This is a genomic window from Methylomarinum sp. Ch1-1, assembly GCF_030717995.2.
Lineage (GTDB): Bacteria > Pseudomonadota > Gammaproteobacteria > Methylococcales > Methylomonadaceae > Methylomarinum > Methylomarinum roseum.
On the sequence record NZ_CP157743.1, the window covers coordinates 2,604,483 to 2,623,629 of the forward strand.

18 protein-coding genes are annotated in these 19,147 nt (G+C 49.4%); 17 read left to right on the forward strand and 1 reads right to left on the reverse strand.

The features are described 5' to 3' along the window. Window positions 1-21 precede the first annotated feature (21 nt). The 3 genes from rpoS (at window position 22) to Q9L42_RS12065 (ending at window position 3,948) form a co-directional block, all read left to right on the forward strand. Complete coding sequence (gene rpoS / locus Q9L42_RS12055; RefSeq protein ID WP_305908154.1) at window positions 22-1,002, forward strand: RNA polymerase sigma factor RpoS; 981 nt, start codon at window positions 22-24, stop codon at window positions 1,000-1,002. A gap of 974 nt (window positions 1,003-1,976) precedes the next feature. Beyond that, the gene (locus tag Q9L42_RS12060; RefSeq protein ID WP_305908152.1) at window positions 1,977-2,780 is read left to right on the forward strand and encodes a ferritin-like domain-containing protein; all 804 of its coding nucleotides are present in this window, start codon (window positions 1,977-1,979) and stop codon (window positions 2,778-2,780) included. After that, window positions 2,773-3,948 carry an NnrS family protein gene (locus tag Q9L42_RS12065; RefSeq protein WP_305908151.1) on the forward strand — a complete coding sequence of 392 codons (1,176 nt, stop codon included), beginning with the start codon at window positions 2,773-2,775 and terminating at the stop codon, window positions 3,946-3,948. The genes Q9L42_RS12060 and Q9L42_RS12065 overlap by 8 nt, the downstream gene beginning before the upstream one ends. Window positions 3,949-4,510: 562 nt before the next feature. Here the strand turns inward: Q9L42_RS12065 and ispG are convergent. Then, the gene (ispG, locus tag Q9L42_RS12070) at window positions 4,511-5,731 is read right to left on the reverse strand and encodes a flavodoxin-dependent (E)-4-hydroxy-3-methylbut-2-enyl-diphosphate synthase (protein WP_305908150.1); all 1,221 of its coding nucleotides are present in this window, start codon (window positions 5,729-5,731) and stop codon (window positions 4,511-4,513) included. A 114-nt stretch (window positions 5,732-5,845) separates the two neighbouring features. On the opposite strand from ispG, the gene Q9L42_RS12075 reads away from it, so the two are divergent. From Q9L42_RS12075 to Q9L42_RS12140, 14 genes are all read left to right on the forward strand, one after another. After that, a complete protein-coding gene (locus Q9L42_RS12075; RefSeq protein WP_305908149.1) occupies window positions 5,846-6,574 on the forward strand; it encodes a metallophosphoesterase in 729 nt (242 codons plus the stop codon). A 416-nt stretch (window positions 6,575-6,990) separates the two neighbouring features. Beyond that, window positions 6,991-8,340 carry a Na(+)-translocating NADH-quinone reductase subunit A gene (locus Q9L42_RS12080; protein WP_305908148.1) on the forward strand — a complete coding sequence of 450 codons (1,350 nt, stop codon included), beginning with the start codon at window positions 6,991-6,993 and terminating at the stop codon, window positions 8,338-8,340. Next, on the forward strand, window positions 8,341-9,543 hold the full coding sequence (locus Q9L42_RS12085; protein WP_305908147.1) for an NADH:ubiquinone reductase (Na(+)-transporting) subunit B: 1,203 nt from the start codon (window positions 8,341-8,343) through the stop codon (window positions 9,541-9,543). Then, complete coding sequence (locus tag Q9L42_RS12090) at window positions 9,536-10,390, forward strand: Na(+)-translocating NADH-quinone reductase subunit C (RefSeq protein ID WP_305908146.1); 855 nt, start codon at window positions 9,536-9,538, stop codon at window positions 10,388-10,390. The genes Q9L42_RS12085 and Q9L42_RS12090 overlap by 8 nt, the downstream gene beginning before the upstream one ends. Window positions 10,391-10,399: 9 nt before the next feature. Continuing rightward, window positions 10,400-11,080 carry an NADH:ubiquinone reductase (Na(+)-transporting) subunit D gene (locus Q9L42_RS12095; protein ID WP_305908145.1) on the forward strand — a complete coding sequence of 227 codons (681 nt, stop codon included), beginning with the start codon at window positions 10,400-10,402 and terminating at the stop codon, window positions 11,078-11,080. Then, on the forward strand, window positions 11,080-11,688 hold the full coding sequence (gene nqrE, locus Q9L42_RS12100; protein ID WP_349431130.1) for an NADH:ubiquinone reductase (Na(+)-transporting) subunit E: 609 nt from the start codon (window positions 11,080-11,082) through the stop codon (window positions 11,686-11,688). Before Q9L42_RS12095 ends, nqrE begins: the two co-directional genes overlap by 1 nt. 12 nt (window positions 11,689-11,700) lie before the next feature. Continuing rightward, window positions 11,701-12,921: an NADH:ubiquinone reductase (Na(+)-transporting) subunit F gene (gene nqrF / locus Q9L42_RS12105; protein ID WP_305908144.1), complete on the forward strand. Its 1,221-nt coding sequence runs from the start codon at window positions 11,701-11,703 to the stop codon at window positions 12,919-12,921. Window positions 12,922-13,008: 87 nt separating this feature from the next. Next, window positions 13,009-14,043: an FAD:protein FMN transferase gene (locus tag Q9L42_RS12110; RefSeq protein ID WP_349431131.1), complete on the forward strand. Its 1,035-nt coding sequence runs from the start codon at window positions 13,009-13,011 to the stop codon at window positions 14,041-14,043. Continuing rightward, window positions 14,040-14,225, forward strand: a complete 186-nt coding sequence (gene nqrM / locus Q9L42_RS12115; RefSeq protein WP_305908141.1) for a (Na+)-NQR maturation NqrM — start codon at window positions 14,040-14,042, stop codon at window positions 14,223-14,225. Before Q9L42_RS12110 ends, nqrM begins: the two co-directional genes overlap by 4 nt. Before the next feature lie 304 nt (window positions 14,226-14,529). Continuing rightward, a complete protein-coding gene (locus Q9L42_RS12120; RefSeq protein ID WP_349431132.1) occupies window positions 14,530-14,925 on the forward strand; it encodes a CBS domain-containing protein in 396 nt (131 codons plus the stop codon). 13 nt (window positions 14,926-14,938) lie between these two features. Then, entirely contained in the window at window positions 14,939-16,390 is a 1,452-nt protein-coding gene (sbcB, locus tag Q9L42_RS12125) for an exodeoxyribonuclease I (protein ID WP_305908139.1), read from the forward strand. Window positions 16,391-16,663: 273 nt separating this feature from the next. Next, window positions 16,664-17,266, forward strand: coding sequence for an SRPBCC family protein (locus tag Q9L42_RS12130; RefSeq protein WP_349431133.1), 603 nt, complete (start codon window positions 16,664-16,666; stop codon window positions 17,264-17,266). Window positions 17,267-17,382: 116 nt separating this feature from the next. Then, on the forward strand, window positions 17,383-18,333 hold the full coding sequence (locus Q9L42_RS12135; RefSeq protein WP_305908138.1) for a YncE family protein: 951 nt from the start codon (window positions 17,383-17,385) through the stop codon (window positions 18,331-18,333). Between the two features lie 398 nt (window positions 18,334-18,731). Continuing rightward, window positions 18,732-19,019: a hypothetical protein gene (locus Q9L42_RS12140; RefSeq protein ID WP_305908137.1), complete on the forward strand. Its 288-nt coding sequence runs from the start codon at window positions 18,732-18,734 to the stop codon at window positions 19,017-19,019. Window positions 19,020-19,147 lie beyond the last annotated feature (128 nt).

The following is a 19,147-nucleotide window of genomic DNA, read 5'->3' on the forward strand; positions in this document are numbered from 1 at the left end:
CCTATTGACCTGGAGGATAAAATGACGGAAGAAATAGTCGATGTAATGACCAGGGAAGTCGGCATGAATGTGTCCGATTTCGCTTCATTTGATGTAAATGATGCTGAAACTGATTTACAGGGTGAATTCAAAGTCAGTGAAGTTGAGGTGAATGACTCCCCGAACGAAAGTTATTTTGATGCAACCCGAGTTTATTTGAATGAACTGGGTAAATCACAATTGCTGACGGCGGATGAAGAAAAGTTTTATGGCAAGCGCGCTTTGCGTGGTGATGAGGAAGCTCGCAAGGTGATGATCGAGAGTAATTTGCGCCTAGTGGTGAAAATTTCCCGACGCTATCTGAACAGAGGCTTGCCATTGCTGGATCTGATCGAAGAAGGCAATCTTGGCTTGATCAGGGCCGTGGAAAAATTTGATCCGGATCGCGGTTTCAGGTTTTCGACCTATGCCACCTGGTGGATCAGGCAGACGATCGAACGAGCGATTATGAATCAGACCCGCACGATACGCTTGCCGATTCATATCGTTAAGGAAATGAATGTCTATCTGAAGGCTCAACGCTCTTTGACTCAACAGCTCGATCACGAACCGACGGCCGAGGAAATTGCCGATTACCTCGATAAGCCGGTTAAAACAGTCAGTAAGATGCTGAAATTAAATGAGCGGGTTACCTCAGTCGATGTGCCGGGCGGCAAGGATTTTGAAAAACCTCTGGTCGACTCTATCAGTGATGATCATAGTCCTTCGCCTACCGACATTTTGCAAGAAAATGGCATCAAGGATAACATCACTCATTGGGTGCATCAGCTGTCGGAAAAACAGCGCGAAGTGATTTGCCGCAGGTATGGCTTGTGCGGCTATGGAAATTCAACTCTGGAGCAGGTTGCTCAGGAGTTGGGAGTGACTCGCGAGCGTGTCAGACAAATTCAAATGGATGCATTGAAAAGGCTCAAGGAAATTCTTGAAGTCGGCGGGTATTCATTTGAATCTATCTTTCATTGATTCAGTTTTCCGAGAAATTGATGATGACAAGGGCCGGTGTAGTGCCGGCTTGTCTTTTATAGTGTCGAGATTCTGTTTTTGCTGAAAAAGCAGGATTTTGCACGCAAAATTTGCTGATGTTTTCTAGCTTTTCCCCTCTTATCTCGGCTTTGTCAAGTTTACCCATCTCCTCCAGTAATTCCCAGTTTGAGTATTTTTGCAGGGTTTAGGGCATGAGGTGTGTCTGTCGAGGAGCGCCGTAAACCCATCCCTGGGGGCTTGACGGCAGCATCCTTGCTGCCGACATCCTCGCCAAACACACCCCATGCCCTTTTTGAATGCCAAAGTGGGAATTGCTGCATCTCCTCCCCCCATACCACTCAATAAGGGCGTGCGATTATTCACTAATGGAGAGTCCTAGTTCAACTTTGTTGCTAATGCTGCAACCTTAAAGTCCAGATACTTCAGAAAACCATTTAGGTGCAAACTTCACCAAAAAATCTCTGTACACGACAAAAAATCTTAAGAATCTGTAATAAATTGATTTGCATCGGGATTTTTGCTTTCTTGTGTGGGGGTAGGTTTCGCTAACGCTACTGCCCATCTACCCCCATCTCCATCAACCATTGGGTGAAATTGTATCGTGTACAGAGATATTCGGGTTAGAACACTCAAGTTTATTTTGGTGGCGCTTAAGTCCGATATCTCATCAGGCGCTTGTGCCTGGCAACAAAATCCTGCAAGCACATGATAGGATGACTGCGGTATCATAGTGCTGCTGTTTAATCCGACATTAATTTTTTTGATTGCGAAGAACATTCAGCCGGTTTGATTTGGCTTGGAAAAGTGATGTTTTATCAATCCCCTCGAAGCCAATGTATTTCGATTATGGCCGAAACTTATACGTAATCAGGTTGATTTTTGTCGCGGTTGAGGTGCGCGTATTCATGGCTGAGTTAGGTTTGGCCCATCCTCAATAGTCTATTTTTTATAACGTGGAAAATATTTTTACCCTTGCTGCGCAATGTTTGCAGCGTAACGAGATCGATGAAAAACTGGCGCTGACTCATCAGGCGTTTCAGTGCGCTAATAGCAATTCCTTGTCTTTTCAGTCGAACGATGACGTTTTACCGATAGGGGTGACGGTTTTCCCAAGCAGGCCTGAATTGTTGTCGCCCAGGGATATGCCGCGTCGGGCGCTTACCAGTGACAGCGGCAGGGCAGCCTTTTTTCATGCGCTCGCCCATATTGAATTTGTCGCGATCTATTTAGCCTGGGACATCGTTTACAGATTTCGCGGCTTGCCGGAACAATTTTATCGGGACTGGTTGCGCGTCGCGGATGAGGAGGCGCAGCATTTTGCCCTGTTGCGCAAGCATTTGATGGCGATGGGTGTCGATTATGGGGATTTGCCTGCACACCGAGGCTTGTGGGATCATGCCGAAGACACGGCGGCGGATTTGCTCGCCCGTCTGGCGTTGGTGCCGCGTTGCATGGAAGCAAGGGGGCTGGATGTCACGCCGGCGATGATAGAAAAATTCAAGCGCATGGGGGATGACGATAGCGTGAGGATTCTTTCGCGTATTCTTGAGGACGAGGTCGGGCATGTGGAGTTGGGATCTTATTGGTTTAAATATTTCTGTAGAACACGGGGCTATGAACCGGAAGAAAAATATCGGCAATTGATCGTAAGGTATTACAAAGGCAAACCGAAAGGGCCTTTTAATCGAGAAATGCGTATAATTGCTGGATTCTCGAATGTTGAAATAGATTGGCTGGAAAGTAGAGCAAATGAATAAAAAACCGGTTTTTAATTATCCATTGTTTGCCATGGGATTCAGGGCTTTTTTTACCTTGGCGGGCTTATCGGCATTGCTGTTGATTGCGGCATGGACCTCTATTTTCGACGGCTCATTGAAAACAGACAATTACTTCGCTAGCGTTTATTGGCATGCGCATGAGATGTTATTGGGGTATTCCGTTGCGGTGATCGCCGGTTTCTTATTGACGGCGGTGAGAAATTGGACCGGTATCGAAACGATCACCTATGACAAGCTGGCGGCGCTTTTTTTGTTGTGGATTTATGGGCGCATCGTTCCTTTTTATTCTGAATTGCTGCCGGATTTACTGATCGCGGCGATCGATTTTGCTTTTCTGCCGCTGCTGGTTTATTACATCAGTGTGCCTATATTAAAGGCGGGCAATTATAAAAACCTGATTTTTTCCGCATTGTTATTGCTGCTAGCAGTCGGCAATGCCTTGGTTCATGCCGAGATACTCGGTTTTAGTGAAAACACGGCTTGGTTGGGGTTGAATATCGTCGTCGCCGTCATTATCGGCATGATACTGGTGATCGCCGGTCGAATTTTTCCCTACTTTACCGAACGAGGGTTGAGTGGCGTTATCGCGATCAGAAATCCGTTGCTGGATATGTTGTCTGTCGCCGCCGCCATTGTCGCATTTATCCTGGTGATCGCCGGGGTGTCGGGCGGTTATTTGCTTGCCGCGGCCTTGCTTGCTTTAGGCTTGAATGTGGTCCGCGCGGTGGGGTGGTATGATGCCCGCATCTGGTTTGTGCCTTTGCTCTGGGTGTTGTATGTCGGTTATGCCTGGATCATGCTCGGCTTTATCATGTTGGCGCTGGCGGCTTACCAAATCGTGCCGTTTTCATTGGCTATGCATGCGTTTACCGTCGGCGGAATCGGTGTATTGACGCTGGGCATGATGGCGCGGGTGTCGTTAGGCCATAGCGGTCGCGCTTTGCGCGTTTCTAATATGTTGGCGCTGGCTTTCGTGCTGATCAATGTCGCCGCACTGTTCAGGGCGCTGTTACCGGCGCTGATGCCGGATTGGTATGGTGGCTTGCTTATCGCGTCGACCTATTGTTGGTTGGCGGCGTTCTCTTTATTCGTATTGCATTCCTATCCGATCTTAACCGAACCCAGGCCTGACGGCCGGGAAGGCTGAAGCGAGGGCGGTGCGCCTTCCGGGGCGGGGGGGGATTCAATCCGCTCCGAACTTTTGATCTTTAGCTTGGCGCGGGATATAAAGCTTCAGGACGAGGTTGCAAACCTCGTCCTGCTCAGGCGCCTTCCGGGGCGGGGGGGGGATTCAATCCGCTCCGAACTTTTGATCTTTAGCTTGGCGCGGGATATAAAGCTTCAGGACGAGGTTGCAAACCTCGTCCTGCTCAGTTAGCCATTGCTATACAAAAAGGGGACAGGCTACTTTAATGTCTGCATTTTCTACATTTCCGCCTTCCTTGGCGGTCAGAACAAAAATCGGTCATGCCGCGCACACTTCTTTCAGCGCGACCTGATGCCGCCTTAACCCTTGGTAATTTATGATTCTTTTATCCCGAACTGAGGTTGCTTAGGGCGGGGCGGGTTATTCAACCCGCTCCGAACGTTCGCTTATTAGCTTGGCGCGGGATATGAAGCTTCAGGACGAGGTTGCAAACCTCGTCCTGCTCAGTATCGGCCATGCCGCACGCAATAATATTGACTATGTGCTCGCGCCCTTATCCGAATTATTGTGCGCTGTAATGCGACTCGATGTATTTCTCCACCAACACTTGGAATTCCTCGGCGATTTTGTCGCCTTTCAGCGTGACCGTTTTAACACCGTCTTCATAAACCGGCGCTACCGGCGATTCGCCGGTGCCGGGCAGGCTGATGCCGATGTTGGCATTTTTGCTTTCTCCGGGACCGTTGACCACGCAGCCCATGACCGCGACTTCCATTTCTTCCACGCCGTGGTATTTGTTTTTCCAGATCGGCATCTGGTCGCGTAAATACGCTTGAATGTCCTGGGCCAGACGCTGAAAATAGTCGCTGGTGGTGCGTCCGCAGCCGGGACAGGCGATGACCAATGGCGTAAACGAGCGGAAGCCCATCGTTTGCAGCAGTTCTTGCGCAACCACGACTTCCTTGGTTCGGGCGGTGCCGGGTTCGGGCGTCAGCGAGATGCGTATGGTATCGCCGATGCCTTGCTGCATTAGCACGGCTAACGCGGCCGAGGAAGAAACGATGCCTTTCGAGCCCATGCCGGCCTCGGTCAGACCGAGATGTAGGGCGTAGTCGCAGCGTTCGGAAATATCCTGATAAATGCTGATCAGTTCCTGTACGTTGCTGATTTTGCAAGACAAAATGATCTTGTCTTTACCCAGGCCGTATTCTTGCGCCTTGGCGGCGCTTTCCAAAGCGGAAAGGACGATCGCTTCCCGGGTGATGGCCGGCAATTCCTGAGGATTGGCTTTTTTACGGTTTTCATCGAGCAGGCGGGTGAGTACCGATTGATCCAAGCTGCCGCCGTTGACGCCGATACGCACCGGTTTGTCGTAACGGCAGGCAAATTCAATCATTTGTTGGAACTGAGGATCGCGGTTCTTGCCACGACCAACATTGCCGGGGTTAATGCGGAATTTACTCAGTGCTTCGGCGCAAGCCGGGTATTTTTCCAGCAATTTGTGTCCATTGAAGTGAAAATCGCCGACGATGGGCACCGAAAAGCCTTTTTGATCCAGTTGGTTTCTGATTTCTGGCACCGCTTTGGCGGCTTCTTCGGTGTTGACCGTGACTCTGACGAGCTCTGAGCCGGCCATAGACAACTCAATGATTTGCTGTACCGTGCTTGCTATGTCCGCGGTATCGGTGTTTGTCATTGACTGAACGACGATCGGGGCGCCTCCACCCACTTTGACATCGCCGACCAGAACTTGTTGTGTTTGTTTTCTCGGGCTAATTGACATGATAAAAATTTAATTTTCAATAAATACGAAGTTATCTGAAAGAATTATGCTGAATTTACTATAATTCGATTTTCGAAATTATACTCCATACCGGATAGACAAAAGAGTTAAATTGTGCGGATAAATTATTTTTCTGACATTCACCTGGAATTTGGTGAGCTGGCAAAGCCGGAGAACGATGCCGAGTTGATTATTGCTGCCGGTGATATTGGTGTTTACGAGCAGGGAGTTGAATGGCTCAAGTCTTTGAACAAAAAGGTTGTTTATGTTGCCGGTAATCATGAGTTCTATGCGAACGAATACAATGACACCTTGAGAGTGATACGGGCGGGATGCGAGGGCAGTAATATCGTGTTTCTGGAAAACGAGATCTTGATTTATCAAGGTGTGCGTTTTTTAGGCTGTACCCTATGGGCGGACTTGTTTGCCGAGGGTGATGAGAAGGCGCTTGCCTTGGGAGCCAGTCTCAATGATTTTAGAAAGATCACCTATAAAGACTATGCCTTCAATCAAAAAATCTTCTCGAAACTGTATCAAAGATCCAGGCAGTGGCTGGTCGAGCAGTTGGAGCAGCCTTTTGAGGGTAAAACCGTTGTGATCACTCATCATGCTCCGACAGAATGGAGCTGGAATGATGCGCCAAGCGCATTGAAAAAATTGGCTTATTGCAATGATTTGAAGGAGTTGTTTCATCAGTATGAAATCGCCGCCTGGTTTCATGGTCATGTGCATAGTTTGGGCGATTACCGGATTGCCGGTGCGCGTATCTTAAGCAATCCCAGGGGCTATTATGGACGCAAATTGGTTGAGCAATTCGATGTTAATCGAACGGTGACTATATGATGACTGGCTTAGCACTGTAGAAAATGCCAAGTATTCAGTGTCATTCTGTACTTAGGCAGCAGGTCGTTGATTTCTCGGGACGCGTTCACCCAGCACCTAAATTCCATAGGTTAATGGCTGCGATAAATCATGTTCGTTTATTTAGGTGCTGGGTGAACGGCGTCTTCTGGAAGCGCTAACTGATACAGGTTGGTTTCTTAACCCTAACTCAGGTTAATTAAACAATGTAAAATTGATTGCGAATTGACGCTTAGCGCGGGTGTCTGCTTTTGTCGTTGCCGCAGAATTGACGTTGAGAATGGCGTGAAGTTGTGGTCTAATATTCAAGTTTTATGTCTTGAAGTGCCTCTTGTTTAAGCTGTTTGAAGCAAGAGGGTTGTTCGCTGCAACTTGTCTGGAGAGCAGGCTTATTCACTATGCAATTTAATATTAAAAAAGGTTTGGACTTACCCATAACGGGCGGGCCCGAACAGAAGATTAGCGAGGGTAACAAGGTTAATTCCGTTGCCGTCCTGGGGACGGAATATGTTGGCCTGAAACCCAAAATGATGGTCGCCGAAGGGGATAGCGTCAAACTTGGCCAGGTACTTTTTACCGATAAACAAAATCCTGGCGTCAATTTTACCGCTCCGGGGGCCGGAGTCGTAAAAGCCGTTAATCGTGGCGCTCGAAGAGCATTACAATCCGTTGTGATCGAGCTGAAGGGAAATGCCCAGGAATCGTTCAAACAATACAAGGATTCCGAGCTGGCATCGCTGACTTCAGATCAGGTTAAAGAAAACCTATTGGCCTCCGGGTTATGGACATCCTTTTTGACCCGTCCTTACGGAAAAGTTCCCGCCGCCGATAGCGCGCCGAATTCCATATTCGTCACGGCCATCGATACCCGCCCCCTGGCGGCCGACCCGACGGTCATTATCAATGAACGCGTGGCGGACTTCAATAACGGCCTCGCAGTGATCTCCAGATTGACCGATGGGAAAGTTTATTTATGCAAGGCCGGCGGCGCAGATGTCCCAGCTGGCGACGGTGTGGAAGTGGCCGAATTTTCCGGACCACATCCCGCAGGACTGCCGAGCACCCATATTCATTTCATCGATCCTGTGCACGCGGAAAAAACCGTTTGGCACATCGATTATCAGGCGGTGATGGCGATCGGCTCCTTATTCACCACCGGCAAAATTAATGTCGAACGCGTCGTTTCACTGGCCGGCCCAACGGTGAAGAAACCTCGATTGGTGCGCACCCGTGTCGGCGCGAATACCGATGACATCATTGCCGGTCAAGTCGATGACGGTGTGGAGAGTCGGGTTATCTCCGGTTCCGTATTGTATGGACATGAGGCGAAAGACTGGTCGGCATTCCTGGGCTGCTATAGCAATCAAGTCTCCGTGCTGAAAGAAGGTCGTGAACGCGAATTTTTCGGCTGGATCGTGCCCGGGAAAAACAAATATTCGGCGCTAAATGTTTATACATCGAGTAAAGATCGCAACAGCAATCGCCTGTTTCCGTTGACCACCGATAAAAACGGTAGTAACAGGGCGATTGTTCCGGTGGGCGTCTATGAGACCGTGATGCCTATGGATATTTTGGCGACACCGTTATTGAAGGCGCTGGTGGTTGGTGATACCGATCAGGGGCAGGCCTTAGGCTGTCTGGAACTGGATGAAGAAGATCTTTCTTTGTTTACCTTCGTCGATCCAGGCAAGCATGATTTTGCGCCGGTGCTGAGAGCGAATTTAACTAAAATTGAGAAGGAAGGATAAATGTCGGCTAGAGACTTTTTAGATAGCATAGAGCCGCATTTTACAACAGGTGGTAAGTTAGAGAAGTATTACGGTCTCTACGAGATGGTCGATACTTTTCTCTATACGCCCTCTGATGTAACACGCGGCAAAACCCATGTTCGTGATGGCAATGACCTGAAACGGACCATGACTTTTGTAGTCATTGCGACGTTCTTTTGCATCATGATGGCAATGTATAACACCGGTTATCAAGCCAACCTGGCGATGGAAGCGATGGGGCTGGAAAAGGCCAATAGTTGGCGCAGCATTCCAATGATGCTGTTTGGCTATAACCCGATGAATCCGCTTTCAAACTTCGTCCATGGCGCCTTGTATTTTCTGCCGATTTACATCGTCACATTGGCTGTCGGCGGTATCTGGGAAGTGTTGTTCGCTACCGTCCGAGGCCATGAAGTCAACGAGGGTTTCCTGGTTTCGTCGATGCTGTATACCTTGATCATGCCGCCCGATATGCCTTTATGGCAAGTCGCCCTGGGTATTTCCTTCGGTATCGTGATCGGCAAAGAAGTCTTCGGCGGCACCGGTAAAAACTTCCTGAATCCCGCCTTGACCGGACGTGCGTTCTTGTTCTTCGCTTATCCGGCTTCCATTTCAGGCGATTCGGTTTGGGTCGGGGTCGATGGTTATACCGCGGCGACACCATTAGGCCTGGCGGCGCAAGGCGGTTTGGATGCCGTTCAAAACGCCGGTTACGGCTGGTTTCAAACCTTCATGGGCTTCATGCCGGGTTCAATCGGTGAAACCTCGACGCTGGCTATTATTATCGGCGCGGCGTTTCTGCTCTATACCCGAGTCGCTTCCTACCGAATCATGGGCGGTGTGTTGATCGGTATGATCGCTACTACGGTGCTGTTCAACTCGATCGGCAGTGATAGCAATCCGATGTTCGCTTTCCCTTGGTATTGGCATCTGACCGTCGGCGGCTTTGCCTTCGGCATGGTCTATATGGCGACCGACCCGGTTAGTGCCGCGATGACTAATACCGGGCGCTGGATATTCGGTGCGTTGATCGGTGTGATGGTGGTGCTGGTTCGTGTTGTCAACCCGGCTTTCCCTGAAGGAATGATGTTGTCCATATTGTTTGCCAATATGTTCGCACCTGTTATTGATTATTTTGTCGTTCAGGCAAATGTTAGAAGAAGGATGAAGCGTCATGTCTAATGGAAACTTAAAAGAACGATTGGAAAATTGTGAACACTATCAGAAGTTCAATGCCTATAAGAATAAGGTGTTGGCGCTAAGTAACGAAAGCCTGGAAAAAACCATTGCCGTCGCCTTATCATTGTGTTTCGTCTGTGCGATTCTGGTGTCATTCGCGGCGGTTGCGTTAAGACCGATCCAAGCGACCAATAAAGCGATGGATATGAAGAAAAATATTCTCGATGTCGCTGGTTTATTGGGGGAAGGCGCCGATATACACCAGGAGTTCGCCGATAAGATCGAAGTTAAGTTGGTCGATATCGAAACGGGTGACTATGTCGAAGACATGGACCCTGCGCAGTATGATCAGCGTAAAGCGGCTAAGGATCCGGAACAAAATATCGCTATTCCATCGGAAAAGGATATCGCCAGCATCAGAACCAAGGCGAAAATCGCCAAGGTTTATCTGGTGAAGGAAGGAGATCAGTTGCAATCGATCATCCTGCCTATTCATGGTTATGGCCTATGGTCCACGATGTATGGTTTCTTGGCGCTGGAAGCGGATGGACAAACCGTCAAGAGCATCAACTTCTATGATCAGGCGGAAACCCCGGGGCTGGGCGGTGAAGTTGTGAATCCGAATTGGCGGGCCTTATGGCAGGGCAAGAAGGTTTACAACGAAGCCGGCGAGCCGGTGTTGACCCTGATTAAAGGCACCGTTGATGAGAGTAAACCGGGTTCCGAATATAAAGTCGATGGCTTGGCCGGTGCTACTTTGACCAGTAACGGTGTCAGCAACTTGATTAAATACTGGATGAGTGCCGAAGGATTCGCGCCTTATCTGGATAAGATTAGAAGCGAGGGCTAGGAGATCATCATGAGTGCTGTAATAAATAACGAAACTAAAAAAGTATTGACCGAACCGTTGGTCAATAACAATCCGATCACCTTACAGGTGCTGGGTATCTGTTCGGCATTGGCGGTGACTTCGCAAATGTCTACTTCACTGATCATGGCCATTGCGTTGACCTCGGTCACGGCCTGTTCCAGCGCCGCGATCAGTGCGATCAGGAACCATATTCCAGGCAGTATCCGTATTATCGTGCAAATGACGATTATTGCCTCGTTGGTGATCGTGGTCGATCAGATTTTGAAGGCTTTCGCCTACGAAATCAGCAAGCAATTGTCGGTATTCGTCGGCTTGATTATCACCAACTGTATCGTGATGGGGCGCGCCGAAGCTTATGCGATGAAAAATCCGCCAATGGCGAGTTTTATCGACGGCATCGGTAACGGCTTAGGCTACAGTTTGATTCTGGTCATCGTCGCTTTTTTCAGAGAATTGCTGGGTTCCGGCAAATTATTGGGCATCGAGGTGTTTCAGTTGACCAAAGACGGCGGCTGGTACGATCCGAATGGCTTGATGTTGTTGCCGCCTAGTGCATTCTTCATCATCGGCTTGATTATTTGGGTGTTCCGCCAATGGAAACCGGAGCAAGTTGAACATCAGGATTTCCAAATCATGGATATTGCTCACGGTGAAGGAGGGCATCACTAATGGATGCATATGTCAGTCTTTTTGTTAAAGCGGTTTTCGTTGAAAACCTGGCGTTGGCTTTTTTCCTGGGGATGTGTACATTCCTGGCGGTCTCGAAGAAAATTTCGACGGCTATGGGGCTGGGGATTGCGGTATTAATCGTGCAAGCCATCACCGTGCCGGTGAATAACATCATCTATCACACCTTGCTTAAAGAAGATGCCCTGTCGTGGATGGGGATTACCGGCGTAGACCTGAGTTTCTTGGCGCTATTGAGCTGTATCGGCATGATCGCCGCCTTGGTGCAGATTCTGGAAATGGTGCTGGATAAATTCTTTCCCGCGCTGTATCACGCCCTGGGTGTATTCCTGCCGTTGATTACGGTGAACTGCGCGATTCTCGGTGGCAGTCTGTTCATGATCGAACGTGATTATGATTTGACCGAAAGTGTCGTTTACGGCGTAGGCAGTGGTTTTGGCTGGGCATTGGCTATCACGGTTTTGGCCGGTGTGCGCGAAAAACTCAAATACAGCGATATCCCCGCCGGTTTGCAGGGGCTGGGTATCACCTTTATTACCGCGGGTCTGATGTCGCTAGGCTTCATGGCTTTTTCTGGAATCCAACTTTAGGAAGGTTTAGTAATGCTTGAAATTGCATTAGGCGTAATATTTTTCACGGTGATCGTGATTGCGCTGGTATTTATCATTATCGGTGCGAAGAGCAAACTGGTGGCTTCAGGGGATGTTGAAGTTCTGATCAATGATGAGAAGAAAATTCATGTACCGGTGGGCTCGAAATTATTAACAGCGCTGGCCAACAATAAATTATTCGTTCCCTCGGCTTGTGGCGGCGGCGGCACCTGTGCTCAGTGTCGCGTCAAGGTGGTGAAGGGCGGCGGTGAAATCCTGCCGACAGAAATGTCTCATATCACCAAGCGTGAGGCGGCGGGAGGCGAACGCCTTTCCTGCCAGGTGACGGTGAAACAAGACATGGAAATCGAAGTAGAAGACAGCGTCTTCGGCGTCAAGAAATGGGAATGCACGGTCAAATCAAACGACAACGTGGCGACCTTTATCAAGGAATTAGTGCTGGATTTGCCGGAGGGTGAAGCCATTAATTATCGCGCCGGCGGTTATATCCAAATCGAGTGTCCTCCGCATGTTTCCCGCTATAAAGACATGGATATCGGCGAGGAATACCGTGAAGATTGGGATAAATACGATTTGTGGCGTTATGTTTCCGAAGTCAAAGAGCCGGCCTTGCGCGCATACTCGATGGCGTCCTATCCGGAAGAAAAGGAAATTATGCTGAACGTGCGTATCGCGACGCCACCGCCGGGTGCGCCGGACAGCGTGCCCCCAGGCGTGATGTCGTCGTACATCTTTAATCTGAAGCCTGGCGATAAAGCGATCATTTCGGGTCCTTATGGTGAATTCTTCGCCAGAGACACCGATAATGAAATGATCTTCGTCGGCGGGGGCGCCGGTATGGCGCCGATGCGTTCGCATATCTTCGATCAGCTGCGCAGATTGAAATCGAAACGTAAGATGACGTTCTGGTACGGTGCGCGTAGTAAACGCGAGATGTTCTATGTCGAGGATTTCGACATGCTGGCGGCCGAGAACGATAACTTCGAATGGCATGTGGCCTTGTCCGATCCATTACCGGAAGACAATTGGGAAGGCTATACCGGATTCATTCATAATGTATTGTTCGAAGAATACATTAAGAACCATCCGGCGCCGGAAGATTGTGAGTACTATCTATGCGGGCCACCGATCATGAACTCATCGGTGATCAACATGCTGATTGAAAACGGTGTTGAGAGAGAAAACATCATGCTGGACGATTTCGGCGGCTAGTTCGCTTTTGTCGAATTTATTCAATGAAGACATCCTTCTCCTGATTGGAGAAGGATGGAAATGAAAAAATCAATGAGCATAAGATCAATGAAGCGAGGAGTAGGCTTGGGCCTGCTTCTCGTTTTTTTATTAGCGGGCTGCGAAATGCAGTCGCGCTCCAATCAACCTTATCCATTCCAATATAGCAATGGAACGATGGGGACCAGTTTCACGATAAAAGTCAGCCAGTTACCGGAAGCGGTCGGCGACGCATCGTTAAAACAGCAAATCGATGCCTTATTGGCGTTGATTAATGGACAAATGTCCACTTATCTGCCGGATTCTGAACTATCTCGATTTAATAACAGTCAATCGACTGAATGGCGGGGGGTTTCGCCTTCATTGTTCGAGGTCTTGGCAAAAGCCAAGCAGGTGCATGAACAATCGCATGGCGCATTTGACGTGACCGTCGGCCCCTTGGTTAATTTGTGGGGTTTCGGACCGGATCCGATGAATTTTGTCGCGCCGCCGGCAGAACAAATCGCCGAAAAATTACAGGTGATCGGATCCGAGCATTTATCGCTCAATGAGAGTGAAAACTCGGTCAGAAAAGACATTGCCGCGCTTTATATCGATTTGTCGGGGCTGGCGAAAGGCTATGCGGTAGATCGGGTCGCCTTGCTCTTGGAAGAACGAGGCATAAGGCATTACATGGTCGAGATTGGTGGTGAAATTAGGTTGAAAGGGCAGAATATTCAGGGAGAGCCTTGGCGCATTGCGATCGAAAAGCCGACCGCCGACAGTCGCATGATTCAGAAGGTCTTGCCGATTAGCGATATCGCGATGGCGACCTCGGGTGATTATCGGAATTTCTTTGAAGTCGATGGTGTGCGTTTTTCCCATACCATCGATCCGCGTAATGGCCGTCCTATCACCCATAAGCTGGCCTCTGTCACGGTGTTGAGCGAGACTTCGATGGTTGCCGATGCCTGGGCGACTGCACTGATGGTGCTGGGCCCGACGCAGGGCTTGCAGTTGGCGGAACAGCAACACATACCCGCGTTGTTTATTATCAAAACCGATGTTGGCTTTATCGAAAAAAGCAGCTCGGCATTTAGCGACTTTTTCAAGGTGAAATCATGACTTATTTTTTGGCGACTTTCGTATTTATGTTGATAGTCATCGTGATCATGGCTGTCGGCGTCATTTTTGGGAGAAAGGCCATTAAAGGTTCTTGTGGCGGCGCCAATAATGGCAATTGCGTTTGTGTGGAAAAATGCGATAAAAGAAAAAAACTTGAGGCTGAATCGGAAGGAAAGCTGTAAAATATTTATTAGTGCCGGATGCCGCTAAGGCTTAGCGCAACGTAATTATTCAGCGTACTTTTAACAGAGGGAGTCGATTATTGATTTATCGGGCTGTCTGCAACAGGCAGTTTTTGCTCTGACCGCCAAGGAAGTGCAAGTGCCGCGTGAAGCAGGATGCTGTTAGGTGCTGGGAAATCTATGACCGACTGCCTAAGCACTGAAAGATCCTGAATCGTTACAGCGCAACAGGCTATTCGCCGAGCATTAGGACTGTATGTCCGGCTTCAAACCAGGATTAACATTATTGATATGAGGACTTCTTATGCTGGCTAAAATCACCATAGCTGAATATATGACGAAACACGTCTTCACGGTAAAAAAAGAAACAAGTGTTTTACAGGCCATTACATCGTTGTTAGCCCATAAAGTGACGTGCGCGCCGGTAGTCGACGAGCACGGCAAACTAGTCGGCATGTTTTCAGAAAAGGACAGCATGAAGGTCGTCCTTAATTGCGCATACAATCAAGGCATGAGCGGCAAGGTCGGAGAGTTCATGACTAAGGAGATCTTAACGGTGAACGCCGACGACAGCGTTGTCGATTTGGCTGAAAGATTTAAGGATTCATCGGTCAGAAGTTTTCCGGTGTGCGAGGATGGTGCATTGATCGGCATCGTCAGCAGAACCGATGTGTTGAAAGCGCTGATTTCGATTAAGTAATTCTTTCGCAGTCATGACTGAGCCTAGCTTTTATTGGCATGACTACGAAACTTTCGGGACCGATCCCCAACGCGACCAAGCCTGTCAATTTGCCGGCATACGCACCGATCATGACTTCAATATTATCGGCGAACCGTTGACGATCTATTGTAAACCATCTGCCGATTGCTTACCTCATCCCGATGCCTGCATCATTACCGGCATCACCCCGCAATTGGCGGACAGCAAAGGGGTGTGCGAAGCCGATTTTATCCGCCTTATTCACGAGCAATTGGCCCAACCATCCACCTGCGTGGTCGGCTATAACAACCTTCGCTTCGACGATGAAGTGACTCGCAATCTGCTGTACCGGAATTTTTACGATCCCTACGCCCGTGAATGGCGGAACAATAATTCTCGTTGGGATCTGATCGATGTGGTCAGGGCGGCCCGGGCGTTGCGGCCCGACGGCATCGAATGGCCGGTCAACGAGGAAGGGCGGCCCAGCTTTCGCCTGGAAGACTTGACCCGGGCCAATGGCATCGAACATACGACCGCCCATGATGCGTTATCCGATGTTCACGCCACTATTGCGATGGCGAAGTTGATCAGGCAGCAGCAACCCAAACTCTATCGATTTCTGTTCCAGCATCGCGTTAAACAGCAAGTGATCAAGCTGATGCAATTAGGCTCTTATACGCCGCTGGTCCATGTTTCCGGTATGTATCCAGCCGTTAAACATTGCCTGGCCGTTGTCGTCCCGCTCTGCGAACACCCTGAAAACAGCAACGGCGTGATCGTCTATGATTTATCCGTAGACCCGGCGCCTCTATTGGAATTGTCGGCGGAGCAGATCAAACAGCGGGTATTTACCGCGAGCGGGGATTTGCCCGACGACGTGGACAGGATTCCGTTGAAAACTGTCCACGTCAATAAATGTCCGGTTTTGGCGCCGCTGCCGGTGATTCGTGAAGCCGATGCCCTCAGGCTCGATTGCGATTTGGCCCGGTGCCACGCCAATTTGGAACGCATCAAGCAAGCCGGCGGCCTGGTCGATAAATTAAATGTCGTATTTACAACGGATTTCGACAATTCGGTGCAGGATCCCGATCTGATGATCTACAGTGGCGGTTTCTTTGCGCCGCATGACAAGGCCGAGATGAGTAAAGTCAGACAGGCGAAGCCGGAACAATTGCCAGTCCTGCAAACGGACTTTCATGACCGCAGACTTGCGGAAATGCTGTTCAGGTACAAGGGGCGTAATTTCCCCCAGACGCTGACCGAAGAGGAACGGCGGCGCTGGCGTCGACACTGCGCCGAGGTCATGTATGACGAGCAGGTCGGCGCCGCGTTAACGTTGCCGGATTTTTTACTTCGTTTGCAGCGGTTGCGCCTCGACCATCCGGGAAAAAATCCTATTTTGGCGGACTTGCAGGCATTTGCCGAAGCCAAACAACGCCAGTTCGCGCCGCACACAACAGACTGAGCAAAGCATCAGGCGGGCTTAGCGGTATTCTTGAAGCTGAGTGCGGACAAAGCATTCCTGTCTTTGGGGGAAGTCGCGGCAAAATTGCCGGCATTCATATGCTGTTCAGCCTGATTCTAGATAATTGTCTTGCGTTTCGAGATAGTTGTTAGCATTCTGATAGTCTCTATCTTATAATTGGAAGTTCATTTTTGTATTTGTTCAGCCTTTGCCCGAAAAGTCGAAGTATGCTGAAAAGTTACCATTGTTTAGAGTCCATAATAGGAAGTCAATATGAAAAAAATCTCACTATTTGTTTCTTTCATGTCATTGCTGTTCGCCGGTGCGGTGAATGCGCATGGCCCAGTCAGGGGGAAACTGACCGCCTCAGTGACAATTAATGCCTCGGCCGAACAAGTGTGGGATGTCATTAAAAACTATGATGACATGTCATGGCACCCGAGCATTAAAAGCACTACCGCTGACAAAGGCAACAAAAAAGGCTCTGTTCGTGTTCTGACCTTGGCTAATGGCGGGACCATTACCGAAGAAATGAAAGCCTATAAGGCGAACAAGATGTCTTATAAATATAAAATCATCGATATGAGCACAACCGGCACCGTGCATCACGCCGGACAGGATGAGCCCATCCCTGTATTGCCGGTAGAAAACTACGCGGCGACATTGTCAGTCAAAGATAAGGGCGGCAAGTCCGTGGTTACTTGGGTTGCGACTTACTATCGCGGTTACGTCAACAACAATCCGCCGGCTGAGCTGAACGAAGAAGCAGCGGATAAAGCGGTGACCGCAGTTTTGACCGACGGTCTGGCCAGCCTGGCGCAAAAATTCGATGCTAGCGCCTCGTCTTCCGATGTTAAAATCAAACTTAAGCGTTAACAGCGTTTAAAACCCAGCTTTCGGTTCCCGGACGCTCTGTCCGGGAATTATTGAATCTCCCAATATTGCAATCTGGATCTGAATAAGCCTTTCAGGGACGGATTGACCGACCCATCATGATGAAAAAGATAATCACAGCATTCAGCCTTGCATTATGGCTAACGGCCGACGCATATGCCGAATCCTACGCATTCATTACCAATCAACTGGATGATAATGTTTCCGTGCTCGATCTGAACCAACAGCGGGTCATTGAAAAAATTGCTGTCACCGGCAAACCGGCCGGTGTCGCCGTTAATCAGCCGATGCGACGGGTTTATATCAGCACACCTCAGGGCGGCGGTTTTGCCGTGCTGGACAGTGAAAACCTGCAACTGATCGAAACCGTCGAAGTCGGCGGCGCTTCATTGGGCATCGCCGTAGACAGATTGGGCGAGAGAGTGTTTGTCGCCGATTGGTATGAGAATACCGTCGACACATTCGATACGGCCTCCCTGTCTCATATCAAGAAGATTCAGGTTGGCCGGTCGCCTTCCGGCATGATCGTCAGTCCCGATAACCGCTGGCTTTATGTCGCCAATCGGATGGATGACAGCATTTCCCAGATCGATTTGTCGACGTTGAAAATCAGAAATACAACCAAGGTCGGCGAGCATCCGTTCGGTCTGACCGTGTCTTCCGACGGTCGGCGCATTTATAGCGCCAATGTGGAAAGCGATGATGTCACGGTGTTGAGGCCGGATCATCTGAAACGAGTGGCGACGGTCAAGGTCGGCAGCCGACCTTATGCGGTTGCGCTGGCGTTAAATGACAGCCGTTTGTTTGTCACTAACCAGGATGACAGCAGCGTGTCGGTGATCGACACCGAGACATTGGAGCAGATCGCCGAGATCGAAGTCGGGGAGAAGCCTGAGGGCATCAGCACCCATCCGGACGATCGCCAGGTTTATGTGGCCAACTGGTTCGACGGCACCGTCTCGGTCATAGATGCGAAAACCTTGGAAGTCACTGAGACGATCGTTGCCGGCGAGGGCAGTCGGGCATTCGGCGAGTTCATCATAAAATAATCGTAACTGCTCGCCCCACTTATCGAATGCGACAGGGCATGTAGGGTGGATAAGCCTGAAGGGCGCATCCACCAAAGATGCCGACCCGGTGGATGCGATGCGCTCCGCTTACCCACCCTACGAATGGAGGTGAGTAGTTAGTGCGACCAAATAATCGTAATATTCGGCGCAGTTTTATCGGGCTGTCCGCAACAGGCGGATTTTGCATCGCCAGGAATGGTAGGTAGCGGACCGTCGACAGTAGAGGTTTTGGGTGACGCAGGAGCTGATGCCGAGGCGTAAAAATCCGCCCTGCTGCATACTTTTTCCGTCAATATGCTCATATCTCTCAAACAGTTTGGCAGTTTCGCGTTTACTTGATAGACTGCTGGCCGGTTACCATTTGATAGAGGTTTATTATGGCGGAAACAGTTGATGAGTTAACGGTGAGCTATGAAGATGGCGGCATAGAGACCGTTAAAGAACTGGATAAGAAGGTGCTGAGTAAGGGCGCCTGGGCAACGGTGATTTTTCGCTACCAGGATTGGAATCGAAGTAAAGAGGAGTATGGGCCGGATAAATTCACTATTCGCCGCTATCAGAAAAGAAATGGCGAATATCAGCAAAAGTCCAAGTTCAATATTTCCAGCGAAAAACAGGCTAAGGAAGTGATCGAGGCTTTATCCGAGTGGATAGGCAAGGAATGATCGTTTCGGGCAGGACGGGGCATGTAATCTCGTCCTGAATCTTTCCTTTGAGCTAAATAAAAACGTTCGGGGCGAGTTGAATAACCAATAGCTTAACGATTGAGCTGCTTGGCTTAGGCTATTTATAC

What these genes read in the sequence shown, in the direction of transcription:
- rpoS (WP_305908154.1), top strand. Translation starts at nt 22, where the DNA reads ATGACGGAAGAAATAGTCGATGTAATGACCAGGGAAGTCGGCATGAAT.
- Q9L42_RS12065 (WP_305908151.1), top strand. Translation starts at nt 2,773, where the DNA reads ATGAATAAAAAACCGGTTTTTAATTATCCATTGTTTGCCATGGGATTC.
- ispG (WP_305908150.1), bottom strand. Translation starts at nt 5,731, where the DNA reads ATGTCAATTAGCCCGAGAAAACAAACACAACAAGTTCTGGTCGGCGAT.
- Q9L42_RS12080 (WP_305908148.1), top strand. Translation starts at nt 6,991, where the DNA reads ATGCAATTTAATATTAAAAAAGGTTTGGACTTACCCATAACGGGCGGG.
- Q9L42_RS12085 (WP_305908147.1), top strand. Translation starts at nt 8,341, where the DNA reads ATGTCGGCTAGAGACTTTTTAGATAGCATAGAGCCGCATTTTACAACA.
- Q9L42_RS12090 (WP_305908146.1), top strand. Translation starts at nt 9,536, where the DNA reads ATGTCTAATGGAAACTTAAAAGAACGATTGGAAAATTGTGAACACTAT.
- Q9L42_RS12095 (WP_305908145.1), top strand. Translation starts at nt 10,400, where the DNA reads ATGAGTGCTGTAATAAATAACGAAACTAAAAAAGTATTGACCGAACCG.
- nqrE (WP_349431130.1), top strand. Translation starts at nt 11,080, where the DNA reads ATGGATGCATATGTCAGTCTTTTTGTTAAAGCGGTTTTCGTTGAAAAC.
- nqrF (WP_305908144.1), top strand. Translation starts at nt 11,701, where the DNA reads ATGCTTGAAATTGCATTAGGCGTAATATTTTTCACGGTGATCGTGATT.
- Q9L42_RS12110 (WP_349431131.1), top strand. Translation starts at nt 13,009, where the DNA reads ATGAAGCGAGGAGTAGGCTTGGGCCTGCTTCTCGTTTTTTTATTAGCG.
- nqrM (WP_305908141.1), top strand. Translation starts at nt 14,040, where the DNA reads ATGACTTATTTTTTGGCGACTTTCGTATTTATGTTGATAGTCATCGTG.
- Q9L42_RS12120 (WP_349431132.1), top strand. Translation starts at nt 14,530, where the DNA reads ATGCTGGCTAAAATCACCATAGCTGAATATATGACGAAACACGTCTTC.
- sbcB (WP_305908139.1), top strand. Translation starts at nt 14,939, where the DNA reads ATGACTGAGCCTAGCTTTTATTGGCATGACTACGAAACTTTCGGGACC.
- Q9L42_RS12130 (WP_349431133.1), top strand. Translation starts at nt 16,664, where the DNA reads ATGAAAAAAATCTCACTATTTGTTTCTTTCATGTCATTGCTGTTCGCC.
- Q9L42_RS12135 (WP_305908138.1), top strand. Translation starts at nt 17,383, where the DNA reads ATGATGAAAAAGATAATCACAGCATTCAGCCTTGCATTATGGCTAACG.
- Q9L42_RS12140 (WP_305908137.1), top strand. Translation starts at nt 18,732, where the DNA reads ATGGCGGAAACAGTTGATGAGTTAACGGTGAGCTATGAAGATGGCGGC.